This is a genomic window from Corynebacterium vitaeruminis DSM 20294 (assembly GCF_000550805.1).
GTDB classification, from domain to species: Bacteria; Actinomycetota; Actinomycetes; order Mycobacteriales; family Mycobacteriaceae; genus Corynebacterium; species Corynebacterium vitaeruminis.
The window spans coordinates 2,770,704-2,784,806 of sequence record NZ_CP004353.1; the positions used below are offsets into that span (position 1 = coordinate 2,770,704).

Genomic DNA, 14,103 nt, shown 5'->3' on the forward strand with positions numbered 1-14,103 from the left:
TCGCGCGGCCCGTGTTCTAATGCTGCTATGCCTTTCCGCCCGCGCATGCCCGACGCCTCCTGGCGCCGCGCGGGCGTGCTGGGCGCCTCGATCGGCCTGATCGCCACCGAGGTCGCCCCGGGTTTCCGCCTGCTTCGGCGCGGGCTGCTCCCGCGCAAGCTCTACGCTGGGTTCCTCGGCGCGGAGCTGGGGACCTGGGTGGCGCTGACCCCCTCCCTGCTTCCCCGGCCGTGGTGGTCGATCGCGCTGAGCGTGGGTGCGGCACAGGTGTTGGGCCACGCGGGAGGGGCGGCGCTGGGGCATGCGACGGGCCGACCCCGCCGTGTTTCCGCCCATCCCACCGCCCTCGACCTGGCGCTGAGCAGCATCACCTTCACGCTCAGCCTGCGCAGCTACGCCCGCCAGCACCAGCAGGCGGCGCTGGTCACCGGGCGTCAAACCGGCGCGCGGGCCGCCATGCTGGGCGTGGGTCTCGGCACCGTGGGCTACGGCGGCTGCCTCCTGGGTGGGGAGATGGTGCAGTTCGTCTTCGACGGCACGGTCCGGCTCTTGCGCCACCGGATCCCCGACTGGCTGGCGGGAATGATCGCCGCGGCGGGCATCGGGTGGCTGGCCTTCGTGCTCTCGGACAAGGTCCTGGTCACGAGGGTGATCTCCACGCTCACCCGCCGCGCGCAGCAGCTGAACCTGCTGGTCTTCCAGGGCACCCGCCAACCGTGGGAGCCCGAGCGCTCGGGCTCGCCCTGGAGCTTCGAGCCGTGGACGGCGGTCGGCTCGCAGGGGCGGGCGGTCCTGTCCGGCGGGCCGCGGGCTCGGCACATCGAGAAGGTGACCAAACGCAGGAAGGTACATGAGCCCATCCGCATCTACGTCGGTCTCGTCCCAGGGCGCGGTCTGGAGGGCGCGGTCGAGCAGGTGATCCAGGAGATGCTGCGCACGGGCGCGCTGCACCGCGAGGTGATCGTCATCCACACCTCCACCGGCACCGGCTGGGTCAGCGACTGGCACCTCGATCCCGTGGAGTTCCTCACCAAGGGCAACTGCGTGAACATCTCCATGCAATACTCCTATGTCCCCTCCCCGGTCGCCTTCGTCACCGAGCGCGAGCTGCCCGCGCAGGCGGCTAGCTTGCTCATCGAGGCGGTGCTCGACCTCGTGGCCGTCATGCCCACGCGCCCGCGGATCTACGTGGCCGGCGAGTCGCTCGGGGCGTACGGCACCGCCTCCGCGTTCGGGTCGCTGGAGGAGCTGCGGATGCGGGTCGACGGCTGCGTCCTCAGCGGCGCCCCGTACTTCACCGGGCTGGTTCGGGAGCTCAGCCGCCGCCGGGAGCCGGGCTCGCCCGAGCGCCTGCCGCTGGTCGGCGGCGGGCAGCACGTGCGCTTCATCGCCCACCCGGCCCACCTCGAGCGCGACTACCAGGGAAACCCCTATCCCCTCGAGTGGGAGTTCCCCCGGGTGGCCGTGGTCCAGCATGCCTCGGACCCCATCGTGTGGTGGGACCCGGCGCTGTTCATCCGGCCGCCTGCGTGGCTGCGGGAGGTCGGCGCCGCGGGAAAGCCCGCGCCCGGATCCATGCACTGCGACGTGCCCTTCCAGATGCGGTGGGTGCCGATCGTCACCGGCATCCAGGTCGCCCTCGACATGCTCATCGGCACGACGCCCGCGGGCGATCACGGGCACAACTACCGGCAGTCGATGATCCAGGTGTGGGCCGCGGTCTTGGGCGTCAAGGTCAAGCCGAAGCGCTTCCGGAGAATCGCCAAGTGGATCCGCAAGCATTCGGTGAAGCGCTAGGGTGTTGCGCGGTTTTGTGACCAAAAACGCGTTTTGAGCAGGCTTGAAAACTTCCACCTTTTGCATTATTTTTGAATTCATCACAATAATGCAAACGATTGCATACACCCCACTCGAGCAGATTTCGGAGGTGCGGCGGGCACATGCCTCGATCAACCACCCTCAAGGACGTCGCCGAAGCGGCGGGCGTCTCCATCTCGACGACGTCTCGGGCGCTGGCCGACAACCCGGCCATCTCCGAGGAGACCCGCCGCCGCATCAAGAAGCTGGCCAAGCAGCTCAACTACCGCCCCAACGCGCAGGCCCGCGCCTTGCGCAAGTCCAAGACTAATACCATCGGCGTCGCGGTCCCCAGCCTCATCAACCCCTACTACGCCGAGATGGCCACCTCCATCCAGCAGGAGGCCGCGGCGCGCGGCTTCGCCACCATCATCGCCAACACGAACGAGAACCCGGACGAGCTGCGCCGCAGCCTCCAGGTGCTGCACAACCAGCGCGTCGACGGCATGATCATCGTCCCCAACGAGGGCACCGAGGACTTGGTCGAGGAGCTGCACACCTCCGGCGTCCCCGTCGTCGCGGTCGACCGCGAGCTGGCCATCGACGGGCTCATCTGCGTGGTCTCCGACCCCTCGCGCGGCATGAACGCCGCGGTCAAGCACCTTTCCGAGCACGGCCACACCCCGATCGGCTACCTGTCTGGCCCGATGAGCACCTCCACCGGGCGCAAGCGGCTCGAGGCCTTCCACGAGGCCTGCGCCGAGGCGGGCCTGCCCGAGCAGCCGGTCTACGTCGGCGGCTACCGCCAGTCCGAGGGCCGCATGGGCGCCACCGAGCTGCTGGGTCAGGGCGTCAAGGCGCTCCTAGCGGGCGACTCCATGATGACCATCGGCGCGATCGAGGCCTGTCAGGCCCGCGGCATCGAGATCGGCGTGGACATCGCGGTCATCGGATTCGACAACTACCCGCTGTTCGAGCTGCTTCCGAAGCCGATCACCATCATCGACCAGGACGTCGCCGCCATGGCCATCCGCGCCCTCGACCTCGTGCGCCAGCAGATCGAGGAGCCCAACCGCCAGCGCCTCGACTCCACCGTCAAGGGCAAGATCTCCACGCTGACGCAGCTCATCGTCCGCGCGTCCTCGGACTTCGACGCCCCGGCGACCGCGGGAGGTGCCCGATGAGCGCGATCACCGTCGTCGGCTCCATCAACGCCGACCTCACCGTCCACGTCCACCGCCACCCGACGCCGGGCGAAACCCTCCTGGGAACCACCGCCACCGTCTCGGCGGGCGGCAAGGGCGCCAACCAGGCAGTCGCCGCGGCGCTCCTAGGAGCGGACGTCGCCATGGTGTCCGCCGTCGGCCGCGACGCCTACGCCGAATCCGCGACCTCGATCCTGCGCAGCTCCGGCGTCGACCTGTCCGGCGTCGCCGAGGTGGACGGCCCCACGGGGCTGGCGGTCATCACGGTCTCCGACGACGGCGAGAACTCCATCATCGTCATCCCCGGCGCGAACGCATCCGTCGGCGCAGACTACGTGGAAAGCCAGAAGGCGCAGGTGGAGGGCGCAGACTTCGTCGTGCTCCAGGGCGAGATCCCCGCCGACGGCTTCAAGAAGGCCGTCGAGCTCTCACGCGGCCGCGTCGTCATCAACCTGGCCCCGGTCGTCGAGGTCGCCCGCGACGCGCTCCTGCGCGCCGATCCGCTCATCGCCAACGAGCACGAGGCCGGGCTCATCCTCGACCAGCTGGGCATCGCGCACCCGGACGACTCCCCCGATGCACTGACCAAGCAGCTGCTCGAGGCCGGTTTCGCCAGCGTCGTGCTCACCCTCGGCGGCGCGGGCGCGCTCGTGGCCGTCCCCGGCGGAGCCACCGCCATCCCCACGCCGAAGATCACCCCGGTCGACACCACCGGCGCGGGCGATGCCTTCACCGGCGCGCTCGTCGCTCGCCTTTCCCAGGGCGATTCGCTTGTCGACGCCGCGCGCTTCGCCGCGCGGGTCGGCGCCTTCGCCGCCTCCGGCCAAGGCGCGCAGAGCTCCTACCCGCACGCGGACGACGCGCTGCCGGAGGTCGAGCGGTAGCATTTCCTCACACCGCTTTAGGAAGGACGCCACCGTGCCCGACATGACCACCGCCCGCGCGCTCGAGCAGCTCCCCGCCTTCAGGGGCATCCTCTTCGACCTCGACGGAACGCTCGTCGACCACGCGACCGCGGGCTGGGTCGGCGCGGAGAAGTTCGCCCTCGAGCTGGGGGCCACCCCCGACCCGCAGCGCTGGATGGACATCGAGGCGAAGTGGTTCGAGGCCTTCGAGCGCGGCGAGGTCAGCCACGCGGGCCAGCGCCGCGAGCGCGTGCGCGAGTACCTCGACCGGCCCGGCCTTTCCGACGAGGAGGCCATGGCGCTCTTCGACGTCTACCGCCGCCACTACGCCGACGCCTGGCGCCGCTACGACGACGCCCTGCCCGCTCTCCAGCGCGCCTGCGCCTTCGCCCGCACCGCGAGCGCGACCGTCGCGGTGTTCACCAACGGCGCAGAAGACCTGCAAAACGACAAGCTCGTGCGCACCGGGCTCAACCTCGAGGGCATCGTCATGATCGCCGCCGCTGAGCTGGGCGCGGCCAAGCCGCAGCCGGAGTCCTACGAAAAGGCGAGCGCGCTCATCAACCTCGAGGTAAGCGAGTGCGTGCTCATCGGCGACAACCCGGTTAACGACATCTCCGGCGCGCGCGCAGTGGGCATGCAGGCCATCTACCTCGACCGCACCGGTCAGACCCCGGACGCCATCGCCACCCTCGACCCCCTGCGCTGGTAGGAGGCCGGAAGCCGTAGGCGTCGGAAAGCAACTACTTCACGGCGCGGCGCGCGACGATACAGGAAGCGGCGACGAAGGCGACCCCGAGGAGGCATGCAAGGATGGTCGCTGCAGCCCAGCGGCCGTGGTCGTAGCCGGGAAGGGATCCATTGGCGAGGATGCTCGCATTGGCCAGCGGCAGGACCGCTTGTACGGGCTTGAGCCAGTCGACCTGAACGGCACCGAGCATCACCTCGAGGACGAAGACGTCGGCGAGCAGCAGCATGGCCGCGAAGGTGCCGCTGCGCAGGATGTATGCGAGCAACCCCGCGAGCAGGCTAAACACGGCCCACCGGGCAAGCGAACCGTAGATAGGGGTCATCGAGCTCAAGTCGACGTGTCCGCCAAACATCGTGATTCCCAGCCAACCGAGCAGCATCCCGACGATGCCCGCGAGCATGTAGAAGATAGTTGTGAGCAAGGTCGATGCGGTCACGACCCCGGTGCGACGGGTGGTGTGTAGGAAGGTCCACGCCTGCGTTCCCTTGCTCATGTCCGCCCCTACGGTGTTGGCCACGGCGAAGATCATGACAAGCATCGCCAGATCCGCGGCTGCGGTGAGGGCGTCGGCGGTGAACGCCGTATCGAAGCCGTAGAGCTTGGCGCTAAGGACGTCTCCGCCGGCGACTCCCAGCAGGATAATGATCGCGTACACCCAGGTAGAGCGCACGGTGATGAGCTTTCGCAGCTCAGCGTTGACGATGTTCATGGTGGTTCCTCGTGTCTTTCTGTAATTCGTGCGGCGGCCTCGGCGGACCTAGTTGGCCTGGTAGACGACCGATCCTGCGGTGGTGTCGAGGAACGCGTCCTCGAGGCTGACCTTCTTGGCGGATAGCCCCGTGATGAGCAGGCGGTTGTTGAGGGCGAGCCGCGCAATGTCGTCGGCGACGGCGCCGTCGACGCGCAGGAGCGCCTTCTTCGCGGCACTCGAGCTGGCGTCCGAGCCAGCCCCGCCGGAGACCACCGACACCCGCAGCCCCTCGGCCTCCAGCAGCCCGACCGCGCGGAACACGTCCTCGGCCAGCACCTCGACCTCCACGGTCCCCGCCTTGCCCCGGCTTAGGAATTCCTCGACGGTCCCCTCGGCGATGAGCGCGCCCTTGCCCACCACGATGAGCCGGTCGGCGGTCAGTTCCATCTCGGACAGCAGGTGCGAGGACACCAGCACCGCGCAGCCGTCCGCGGCCAGCGCTCTGATCCGCTCGCGCATCCAGTGCACGCCCTCGGGGTCGAGGCCGTTGACGGGCTCGTCGAGGAGCACGTGCTTGGGGTTGCCCATGAGCGCGCAGGCCACGCCGAGGCGCTGCTTCATGCCGAGCGAGAAGCCGCCCACGCGCTTGGTGGCCACCCCGGATAGGCCCACGGCCTCGAGGCACTCCTCGATGCGCGTCTCCGGCAGCCTCATGAGGTCGGCGAGGATGGCCAGGTGCTGGTAGGCGCTGCGGCCCGGGTGGAACCAGGTGGCGTCGAGCAGGCTGCCCACGACCCGGCCGGGGTTGTCGAGCTTGCGGAAGGGCACGCCGTCGAAGGTCGCCTCGCCGCTGGTGGGGCGCTCGAGGCCCACGGCCATGCGCATCGTGGTGGACTTACCGGCGCCGTTGGGCCCGAGGAAGCCGGTCACCTGCCCGTCGGGGACGGTGAAGGAAAGGTCGTTGACCGCGGTCTGAGCGCGGTAGGTCTTGGTGAGGTTTCTGATTTCAAGCATGCCTCCATGCTCGCCGCCTCCGCGACGGAAAACATCGCCCTGCGGGCTGAAACCTAGGCTCAGCCCTGGGGATGACGCAGGAGCTCGCCGACGGTGACCAGCCCCGTCCGGAACGCGAACAGCACGGCCTGCACGCGGTCGCGCGAGCCGGTCTTCATGAGGATGTGCCGCACGTGCGTCTTCACCGTGGCCATGGACACGAACTCCGCCGCCGCGATCTCCTCGTTGGTCAGCCCGCGCGCGATGTGCTTGAGGATCTCCGACTCCCGCGGGGTCAGCCCCACGTCCACGCTTTCGCTTTCCGACGCCTTCGGCCGCCACATCTTCATCACCTGCGCGGTGACCTTGGGTGCAAGCACCGCATCCCCCTCGTACACGGTGCGCACGGCGTGCAGCAGCTCGTCCGGGGTGGCGTCCTTGAGCAGGAACCCGCTGGCCCCGGCCTCGATGGCGCCGCGCACGAACTCGGCATCATCGAAGGTGGTCAGCATGATGATCCGCACCGACTCATCGGAGACGAGCAGCGCGCGGGCGGCGGCGATGCCATCCATGCGCGGCATCTGGACGTCCATGAGCACCACGTCCGCGGGCCGGGCAGCGGCCGCCGCGGCGACCTCGTCGCCGTCGCTGACCTCCCAGACGACCTCCATGTCGTCCTGGGAGCCAACGAGCATGCCGAAGCCCGCCCTGACCAGCGGCTGGTCATCGGCCAGGCCGACGCGAATGATCTCGCTCATGCGGGGATCTCCACCTCCACCACGAAGTTGCCGTTCTCGATTGCCTGTTGCATCCTACCGCCGTGCGCCTGGGCCCGTTCGCGCACGCCGCGCAGCCCGTAGCCAGCGCCCTGCTGCCCCGCCCCTGTCCCCGCGGCAATCGGGTTTTCCGAGCGCAGCACGATCCGGCCGCTCGCACCCGAGATCGTGATTCTTCCCGCCTTCGTGGGCGAGTAGCGCAGCATGTTGGTCAGCAGCTCCTGGAGCACCCGGTAACAGGTGAACTGCACGAGCTCAGGAGCCTCCGCCGGGACCTCGTCTAAGCCAGTCACCTCCACGTCGAGCCCCGAGCGCCGGGCCTCGGCCACCAGCTGCGCCATCTCCTTGGCCCCCGGCGCTGCGTTAAGCTCGCGGGTGGACTCGTCCCGCAGGACGCTCAGCAGCCCGCGCATCTGCTGGAGCGAGCTCCTGCCCTGGGCAGAGATCGTCTCGAGCGCCTCGGTGGCCACCTTTGGGTCTTTTGCGGCCGCGAAGCGGGCGCCGTCGGCAAGCGCGATGATGCCGGAAAGGTTGTGCGCGATGATGTCATGCATCTCGCGGGCGATGCGGGTGCGCTCGATGACGCCCGCCATCTCCGCGCGCTCGCGCAGGAGCTCCATGCCCTCCACGCGGCGCCGTTTTTGCACGCCGAGCAGCCAGAAGAAGCCGACGCCCAGCCACGAGCTGCCGATGAAGGCGATGGCCGTGGGCAGCGGCTGGGTCTCCACGGTGCCGACCGTGACGGGCAGCCCACCGGTGACGACGCCGCGCACGGCGAGCAAGTCAACGAGCGCGACGCCTGCCAGCAGGAGCGGTAGCCACACGCGGCGCCACGAGGGCCGCGACCACGCGCTGGCCAGGTAGGTCGCGTACGCGGTGGGGACCATCGCCTCGATGGAACTGCGCAGCTCGAGCGACGCCGTGGACACAAACAGCAGCGCCGCGACCACCCCGATCGCCCCCTCGCGGAAGCGCGGGTGCACCAAGAACGCCGCGGTAACGCCCACGATCACGACGACCCCCAGCCACCCCTGTGCCGCGCTGACGTCGAAAACGCGCGGCAGCACGGAATCGGCGATGACCGCGGCGAGAAACACGATCGCCGCGACCCGCCAGGGGGAACCGAAAACCCCGCGCGGCCACGTCAACGGTGACCGCAGCGGGCGGCTGGAACCCTGAAGAAAACTCATGCCTTCAACCCTAAAGAAGGCACCCGACACGCGGCGTCATCCTGCGGGCTTAAGTCCCCTAGGCTTCGGGGATCCCGCAGGCCACGCCGGTGGAGTGGTGCGGGCAGTAGCCGCCGGGGTTCTTGAACAAGTACTGCTGGTGCTCGTCCTCGGCCAGGTAGTACTCGCCCGCCGGGGTGTCCTTGAGCGGCAGGACCTCGGTGGTGATCTCGCCCAGGCCCGCGGCCTTGAGCTTCGGGGCGTAGTGCGCGATGAGCTCGCGCACGCGCTGGGCCTCCTCCTCGGTCTGCGTGTAGAAGGCCGAGCGATACTGCGTGCCCACGTCGTTGCCCTGGCGGTAGCCCTGGGTGGGGTCGTGCGCCTCCAGCGCCTCGACCACCAGCTCGTCGAAGCTCACCCGTGCTGGGTCGTAGATCACCTCGACCACCTCGACGTGGTTCGTGCGCCCGGTGCACACCTCGCGGTAGGTGGGGTTGGGGGTGATCCCGCCCGCGTACCCCACCGAGGTCGATTCCACGCCGGGGGTCTCCCAATACATCTTCTCCGCGCCCCAGAAGCAGCCGATCCCGACGAGCAGGCTGCGCTGGTGCGGCGCCCACGGCCCCGTGATCGGCGTGCCCAGCACCGCGTGCGGCCGCGGGTTCGCCAGCACCGGCGTCTTGCCGCCGCGCAGCGCCTCGTCCTCGCCCACCAGTTTCGGCGCGGCAAACATCCAACCCATGTGCGTTCCTTTCGTTTTCGTCCACCGTACTCCGCTTCCGCTTGTCGACGGCCAAGGTTTTGATGACGTATCACCTTTTACCGAGCTAGGCGCCGCTTTTACCCCCGAACGGCGCCCCGCGCACGCGCAAAGCGGGTGTTCACTGGTAGCGAAATTGATTCATTCTTTGGAAGTTAGGCCTTGCTACTTTCCGTAATTGACCTATCATGGGTGCCAGTGCGGGGCGGCCGCACAGTTGCCCGCCCACGCGAGATAGCTTCCCTACGAAAGGACACCATATGGCTAAGTACGAACTTCCTGCGCTCGACTACGACTACGACGCGCTCGAGCCTTACATCTCCGCCGAGATCATGGAGCTGCACCACTCCAAGCACCACCAGAACTACGTCAACGGCGCCAACGCCGCTCTGGAGAAGCTTGAGGATGCACGCAAGAACGGCTACGTCGGCGCCGCCGTGACCGCCCTGTCCAAGGACCTGGCCTTCAACCTGGGTGGCCACACCAACCACTCCATCTTCTGGAAGAACCTGTCCCCGAACGGTGGCGGCGAGCCGACCGGCGCCCTGGCTGACGCCATCGCCCGTGACTTCGGTTCCTTCGAGGCCTTCAAGGAGCACTTCTCCGCAGCCGCTCTCGGCCTGCAGGGCTCCGGCTGGGCGGTCCTCGGCTACGACAAGATCGGCGAGCGCCTGGTCATCGAGCAGATGACCGACCAGCAGGGCAACCTGTCCATCGATCTCGAGCCGCTGCTGCTTCTCGACATGTGGGAGCACGCCTTCTACCTCCAGTACAAGAACGTCAAGGCTGACTACGTCAAGGCAGTCTGGAACGTCTTCAACTGGGAGGACGTCGCTGCTCGCTACGAGGCAGCCACCAAGTAATCTCCGATGAGGTGATTTACGCGCCCGGGCGCTGAGGCTTCGGCCTTGGCGCCTTTTGTGCGTTTCCGGGCGTTCAGCCCTCCGCCCCCCGCCAAAATGCGCGCACCTGCGCCCGCGCCGAAAGAAAACGCGCAGGTGGTCAAATCTGAAGCCCCGCAGACGCGCGGCGTTTGGCCCAGCGAAGATTAAGACCAGACCCCCTCACCTCCATCGCGGCGGGGCTCCTCGCCTTCGCCTCGACCCTATAGCCGTAGCTGAAGCCGTGGCCGCCGAACATCCCCAGCCGCAAACAAGCGAATTTTTGACACGTAACCACCCACAAAAGCCCAGGTGGTCAGATGTGCAGCTCATCAAAGATTCGCTTTTTTGCGCGAAGCGCCCCGCGCCCTGCCAACATCCGCGCACCTGCGCCCGCGCCGGACGAAAACGCGCAGGTGGTCAAGCCTGAAGCCCCGCAGACGCGCGGCGTTTGGCAGCGCCCCGCACAAGCACGCCCCACCCGATTACTCGATGGCTGCCAGCGCCTGCTCGATGTCCTCGATGAGGTCCTCGACGTTTTCCAGGCCGATCGACAGGCGAACCAAACCCGGGGTGATGCCCACGGAGGGCAGCTGCTCGTCGGGAACCTGGCGGTGCGTGGTCGACGCCGGGTGTAGCACGCAGGAGCGCGCGTCGGCGACGTGAACCTGGCGGGTGACCAGCTTCAACGCGTCCATGAACTTGGTGCCGGCCTCGCGCCCGCCCTTGATGTCGATGGTCACCACGCCGGAGTTGCCCTTGAGCTGCTTGCGCGCGAGCTCGTAGTACGGGGAGGACTCAAGCCCCGGGTAGCGGACCTCGCTGATCACGTCGGTGCGGGTGGCCAGGTACTCGGCCACCTTTTGCGCGTTCTCGCAGTGGCGCTGCATGCGCACGTCCAGGCTCTCCAGCGAGTTGCTCAGCATGAACGCCGAGTGCGCCGCCGGGTAGGCACCGAAGTCGCGCTGCAGCTGCATGCGCGCCTTGATCACAAACGGCGCGACCGCGTAGTCGCGGGTGTACACCACGCCGTGGTAGGACTCGTCGGGCTCGGTGAAGCCGGGGAACTTGCCGTTCGTGTAGTCGAACTTGCCGGAGTCGATGATCATGCCGCCGACCTGGATGGCGTGTCCGTCTAAGTACTTCGAGGTCGAGTGCACCACGATGTCGGCGCCCAGCTCGATCGGCTTGCACAGCACCGGGGTGGCGAAGGTGTTGTCCACGATGAGCGGCACACCCTGCGCGTGCGCGATGCGCGCGAACTTCTCCACGTCGAGCACGCTCATCGCGGGGTTGGCGAGGATCTCGCCGAACAGCGCCTTGGTGTTCGGCTTGAACGCGGCCGCGATCTCCTCCTCCGGCGCGTCCTGGTCAACGTAGATCACCTCGATGCCGAAGCGCTTGAGCGTGGTGGAAAACAGGTTCGACGAGCCGCCGTAGATCTCCGAGGACGCCACGAAGGAGTCGCCCGCCGAGCACAGGTTCATGATGGTCAGCGCGGTCGCCGCCTGCCCGGAGGAGGTCGCCATCGCCGCTGCGCCGCCCTCGAGGTCGGCCATCTTCTCCTCCACCGCCATGACGGTCGGGTTGGCAAAGCGCGAGTAGATGAGCGCGTGCGTCGGCTCGTCGAAGACCGCGGCGATGTCGTCGGAGGAGTCGAACGTGTAGGTCGTCGACTGGATGATCGGCACCTGGCGCGGGTCCTTGTTGCCTGGCTTGTAGCCGGAGTGGATGAGCTTGGTCTCGTCGTGCATGGCGTCCCTTCTTCGGATCTGGCGGTGTGAATAATATCGATCATAGGCCCGGTGAAACCCGTTACCCCCGCTCATCCGCGTTTTATTCGCTTCGCTTTCCGACGCCTTCGGCTCGCCGCCCCAGTTGAACCACACCGCATCGATCCAGCAAACTAGAGGCCATGAACGTGATGGATGTGGCGACAAGCGCGATCGTGCCCGTCGTGGCCCTGCTGGCCATGGGATTCGTCCTGCGCCACCGGTTCCTCACCGAGCCGGCCCTGTGGAGCGGTCTGGAGAAGATCAGCTACTACCTGTTCACGCCCGCCCTCTTCGTCACCTCGATCTCCACCACGGACCTCTCCGCGGTGCGGGCCGGACCGCTCGTCCTGAGCCTCACCGCGCCGCTGGCGCTGACCACCGGCATCCTCCTGCTCCTGCGCCGCCCCCTGCGCGCTAGCGGCCCCGACATCACCAGCGTCGTTTAGGGCGCGATCCGCATCAACACCTACGTCGGCCTCATCCTCATGGGCTCGCTCTACGGCAACGAGGGCGTGGCCGTGTTCGCGCTGGCCTGCGCCGTCGTCGTGCCCACGGTCAACCTCCTGTGCGTCGGCGCGCTCACGGCCTTCGGCGAGCCCGAGCGCCCCGGCGAGCAACGCCCCTCGATGCTGAGGAGCCTGGCCACCAATCCGTACCTGCTCGCCTGCCTGCTGGGCCTTGCGCTTAAGCTCGGCGGGATAGCCATCCCCGACCTTCTGTTCAATCCCCTCAAGCTTCTAGCCCAGCCAGCCATGGTCGTCGGCACGCTCGTTAGCGGCGCCGCGCTCTCGCTCCGAATCAGCGCCCGAGACACCGCGCACATCGCCGTGGCCAGCGTCTTTAAGCTCGCGCTCGTGCCTGTTGCGGGCACGTGGATCGCGACGTCGATGGGGGTAACGGGCACCGCGCTGGCGGCGATCGTGGTGATCCTGTCGATCCCCACCGCGACCTCGGCGACCATCCTCTCCTCGATCATGGGCGGCAACACCCGGCTCATGGCCAGCATCACCGCAGCCCAGACCGTGCTCAGCGTGTTCACCCTGCCCGTCGCGCTCGCGGTTTTGCTCTAGCTTTCCGACGCCTACGGCCCCCAAACCCCCACCCCGATGGTGGCGCCGGTCACGCGGGAGGGGCACCATGGGTTACATGTCCACTTCCGCCTCCTCGCTGCCACCGGGATTGCGCAAGGGCGAACCCGCCTACACCAAGGCGGTCATCGCGACGCTCATCGCGGGACTTGCCACCTTCAACGCCCTGTACAACACCCAGGCCATCCTGCCCACCCTGGTCACAGCCTTCGGAATCGACGCCGCCACCGCGGCGCTGACGGTCTCGGCGGCCACGGGCATGCTCGCCGTGTGCATCGTGCCGGCGTCGATCATCTCGGAGAAGCTCGGGCGCGGGCGGGTGCTCATCGTCTCGGCGCTGCTGGCCACGCTGTGCGGCCTGGTGATCCCCTGGTCTCCCACGGTCGGCGTTCTCATCGCGCTGCGAGCGCTTCAGGGCGCGTTCCTCGCGGGCGTGCCCGCCGTGGCGATGACCTGGCTGTCGGAGGAGATCGACCCCCGCGACCTCACCGCGGCGATGGGCGTCTACATCGCGGGCAACAGCGTCGGCGGCATCACCGGCCGCCTCATCCCGGCGGTGGGGTTGGAGTTCACCACCTGGCGCGGTGCGATGCTGCTCAGTGCGGTGCCCGCGCTCATCTTCGCCGTCCTCATGGCCTACCTCCTGCCCAAGCAGCGCAGGTTCAGGCCCCGCCCGATCAGCCCGCGGCGGGAGTTCACCGCGATGGTCTCCCACTGGAGCAACCCGCTGCTGGCGGCCAACTTCTTCATCGGCTTCGCGGCGCTCGGCGCCTTCGTCTCGCTGTACAACTACTTGGGCTTCCGCCTCATCCACGACTTCGGGCTCTCCTCGGCGCTGGTCGGCGTGCTCTTCCTCATGTACTTCGCCGGGACCTGGTCGGCGACGCGGGCGGGCAAGTGGACCGCGCGGATCGGCCGCGGCAACCTGGTGCTCGCCGCCGCCGCGGCGATGGGGCTGGGCGCGCTGCTCGTTTTGTGGCACAACCTCCCGCTCACGCTCATCGGGCTGTTCGTCTTCACGGCCGCGTTCTTCCTCCTGCACTCGCTGGCCTCGAGCTGGGTGGGGGTGCTCGCCACCGCCAACCGCGCCGAGGGCGCGAGCATGTACCTGTTTTGCTACTACGTCGGTTCGTCGGTCGTGGGCTGGCTGTCCGGAATCGTGTTCGGGCACGTGGGCTGGCACGGCTTCGTCCTGTGGGACGTGGGCTGGACGGTGCTGCTCGTGGCGCTCGCCGCGTTCCTGAGGGCGCGCACAAAAAGGGCAAAGTAGCCTCTCATATTGTGGGAAATTAACCCGGACATTATCGTAAGA

The 14,103-nt window shown here is 68.0% G+C and carries 14 protein-coding genes; 8 read left to right on the forward strand and 6 right to left on the reverse strand.

Translation table 11 applies throughout. From position 1 onward, the window contains the following. Positions 1-27 precede the first annotated feature (27 nt). The 4 genes from B843_RS12450 to B843_RS12465 all read left to right on the forward strand — a co-directional run bounded on the left by B843_RS12450 (position 28) and on the right by B843_RS12465 (position 4,619). A complete protein-coding gene (locus B843_RS12450) occupies positions 28-1,797 on the forward strand; it encodes an alpha/beta-hydrolase family protein (protein WP_025253821.1) in 1,770 nt (589 codons plus the stop codon). Between the two features lie 143 nt (positions 1,798-1,940). Further along, the gene (locus tag B843_RS12455; protein WP_025253822.1) at positions 1,941-2,981 is read left to right on the forward strand and encodes a LacI family DNA-binding transcriptional regulator; all 1,041 of its coding nucleotides are present in this window, start codon (positions 1,941-1,943) and stop codon (positions 2,979-2,981) included. Next, on the forward strand, positions 2,978-3,886 hold the full coding sequence (locus B843_RS12460; RefSeq protein WP_025253823.1) for a ribokinase: 909 nt from the start codon (positions 2,978-2,980) through the stop codon (positions 3,884-3,886). The genes B843_RS12455 and B843_RS12460 overlap by 4 nt, the downstream gene beginning before the upstream one ends. A 43-nt stretch (positions 3,887-3,929) precedes the next feature. Continuing rightward, positions 3,930-4,619 (forward strand): HAD family hydrolase, encoded by a 690-nt coding sequence (locus B843_RS12465; RefSeq protein ID WP_025253824.1) that lies wholly within the window; start codon positions 3,930-3,932, stop codon positions 4,617-4,619. A gap of 31 nt (positions 4,620-4,650) precedes the next feature. Here the strand turns inward: B843_RS12465 and B843_RS12470 are convergent, their stop codons facing one another. The 5 genes from B843_RS12470 to msrA are packed head-to-tail and all read right to left on the reverse strand — an operon-like array spanning position 4,651 to position 9,029. Beyond that, the gene (locus B843_RS12470; protein ID WP_025253825.1) at positions 4,651-5,367 is read right to left on the reverse strand and encodes an ABC transporter permease; all 717 of its coding nucleotides are present in this window, start codon (positions 5,365-5,367) and stop codon (positions 4,651-4,653) included. A gap of 48 nt (positions 5,368-5,415) precedes the next feature. Further along, on the reverse strand, positions 5,416-6,363 hold the full coding sequence (locus B843_RS12475; RefSeq protein WP_025253826.1) for an ABC transporter ATP-binding protein: 948 nt from the start codon (positions 6,361-6,363) through the stop codon (positions 5,416-5,418). A 59-nt stretch (positions 6,364-6,422) separates the two neighbouring features. Then, positions 6,423-7,100: a response regulator gene (locus tag B843_RS12480; protein ID WP_081751591.1), complete on the reverse strand. Its 678-nt coding sequence runs from the start codon at positions 7,098-7,100 to the stop codon at positions 6,423-6,425. Beyond that, positions 7,097-8,308, reverse strand: coding sequence for a sensor histidine kinase (locus B843_RS12485; protein ID WP_081751592.1), 1,212 nt, complete (start codon positions 8,306-8,308; stop codon positions 7,097-7,099). The genes B843_RS12480 and B843_RS12485 overlap by 4 nt, the downstream gene beginning before the upstream one ends. Positions 8,309-8,366: 58 nt before the next feature. Then, positions 8,367-9,029: a peptide-methionine (S)-S-oxide reductase MsrA gene (msrA, locus tag B843_RS12490; RefSeq protein ID WP_025253829.1), complete on the reverse strand. Its 663-nt coding sequence runs from the start codon at positions 9,027-9,029 to the stop codon at positions 8,367-8,369. Between the two features lie 278 nt (positions 9,030-9,307). Here msrA and B843_RS12495 point away from each other — a divergent pair, with 278 nt between their 5' ends. Beyond that, positions 9,308-9,910, forward strand: coding sequence for a superoxide dismutase (locus tag B843_RS12495; protein WP_025253830.1), 603 nt, complete (start codon positions 9,308-9,310; stop codon positions 9,908-9,910). A 503-nt stretch (positions 9,911-10,413) separates the two neighbouring features. Here B843_RS12495 and B843_RS12500 read toward each other — a convergent pair. After that, positions 10,414-11,682: an O-acetylhomoserine aminocarboxypropyltransferase/cysteine synthase family protein gene (locus tag B843_RS12500; RefSeq protein WP_025253831.1), complete on the reverse strand. Its 1,269-nt coding sequence runs from the start codon at positions 11,680-11,682 to the stop codon at positions 10,414-10,416. A 161-nt stretch (positions 11,683-11,843) separates the two neighbouring features. Here B843_RS12500 and B843_RS13335 point away from each other — a divergent pair, with 161 nt between their 5' ends. The 3 genes from B843_RS13335 to B843_RS12510 all read left to right on the forward strand — a co-directional run bounded on the left by B843_RS13335 (position 11,844) and on the right by B843_RS12510 (position 14,061). Further along, positions 11,844-12,149 (forward strand): AEC family transporter, encoded by a 306-nt coding sequence (locus B843_RS13335; RefSeq protein WP_051483515.1) that lies wholly within the window; start codon positions 11,844-11,846, stop codon positions 12,147-12,149. 39 nt (positions 12,150-12,188) lie between these two features. After that, positions 12,189-12,773, forward strand: a complete 585-nt coding sequence (locus B843_RS13340; protein WP_051483516.1) for an AEC family transporter — start codon at positions 12,189-12,191, stop codon at positions 12,771-12,773. A 67-nt stretch (positions 12,774-12,840) separates the two neighbouring features. Further along, complete coding sequence (locus tag B843_RS12510) at positions 12,841-14,061, forward strand: MFS transporter (protein ID WP_404825201.1); 1,221 nt, start codon at positions 12,841-12,843, stop codon at positions 14,059-14,061. Positions 14,062-14,103: the final 42 nt, after the last annotated feature.

What these genes read in the sequence shown, in the direction of transcription:
- B843_RS12450 (WP_025253821.1), top strand. Translation starts at nt 28, where the DNA reads ATGCCTTTCCGCCCGCGCATGCCCGACGCCTCCTGGCGCCGCGCGGGC.
- B843_RS12455 (WP_025253822.1), top strand. Translation starts at nt 1,941, where the DNA reads ATGCCTCGATCAACCACCCTCAAGGACGTCGCCGAAGCGGCGGGCGTC.
- B843_RS12460 (WP_025253823.1), top strand. Translation starts at nt 2,978, where the DNA reads ATGAGCGCGATCACCGTCGTCGGCTCCATCAACGCCGACCTCACCGTC.
- B843_RS12465 (WP_025253824.1), top strand. Translation starts at nt 3,930, where the DNA reads ATGACCACCGCCCGCGCGCTCGAGCAGCTCCCCGCCTTCAGGGGCATC.
- B843_RS12470 (WP_025253825.1), bottom strand. Translation starts at nt 5,367, where the DNA reads ATGAACATCGTCAACGCTGAGCTGCGAAAGCTCATCACCGTGCGCTCT.
- B843_RS12475 (WP_025253826.1), bottom strand. Translation starts at nt 6,363, where the DNA reads ATGCTTGAAATCAGAAACCTCACCAAGACCTACCGCGCTCAGACCGCG.
- B843_RS12480 (WP_081751591.1), bottom strand. Translation starts at nt 7,100, where the DNA reads ATGAGCGAGATCATTCGCGTCGGCCTGGCCGATGACCAGCCGCTGGTC.
- B843_RS12485 (WP_081751592.1), bottom strand. Translation starts at nt 8,308, where the DNA reads ATGAGTTTTCTTCAGGGTTCCAGCCGCCCGCTGCGGTCACCGTTGACG.
- msrA (WP_025253829.1), bottom strand. Translation starts at nt 9,029, where the DNA reads ATGGGTTGGATGTTTGCCGCGCCGAAACTGGTGGGCGAGGACGAGGCG.
- B843_RS12495 (WP_025253830.1), top strand. Translation starts at nt 9,308, where the DNA reads ATGGCTAAGTACGAACTTCCTGCGCTCGACTACGACTACGACGCGCTC.
- B843_RS12500 (WP_025253831.1), bottom strand. Translation starts at nt 11,682, where the DNA reads ATGCACGACGAGACCAAGCTCATCCACTCCGGCTACAAGCCAGGCAAC.
- B843_RS13335 (WP_051483515.1), top strand. Translation starts at nt 11,844, where the DNA reads ATGAACGTGATGGATGTGGCGACAAGCGCGATCGTGCCCGTCGTGGCC.
- B843_RS13340 (WP_051483516.1), top strand. Translation starts at nt 12,189, where the DNA reads ATGGGCTCGCTCTACGGCAACGAGGGCGTGGCCGTGTTCGCGCTGGCC.
- B843_RS12510 (WP_404825201.1), top strand. Translation starts at nt 12,841, where the DNA reads ATGGGTTACATGTCCACTTCCGCCTCCTCGCTGCCACCGGGATTGCGC.